The sequence below is a fragment of the Candidatus Infernicultor aquiphilus genome, from assembly GCF_002784285.1.
GTDB lineage: Bacteria > Atribacterota > Phoenicimicrobiia > Phoenicimicrobiales > Phoenicimicrobiaceae > Infernicultor > Infernicultor aquiphilus.
Genome location: NZ_PFKO01000350.1, coordinates 887 through 1,114 on the forward strand (window position 1 = coordinate 887; position 228 = coordinate 1,114).

The window sequence follows — 228 nt, forward strand, 5'->3', positions numbered from 1 at the left end:
TCTCATATTGTTGTTCCCCCACAAGGAGATGAAGTGTTCCTTTACCGTTGAAATAAATAAAATGCTCTCCAAGTATTTCTTTCACGGGGCTCTCGCCAAATATTTTCTCATCTCTCATAATATCGTGATTGCCCCAGCAGCTGGCAAGCCATTTCTTTTTCTCCACAAATTCCGCTACAATTGAACACAAAATCCCCTTCTGCTCTTTTGGAGATATTATCTGTGAGA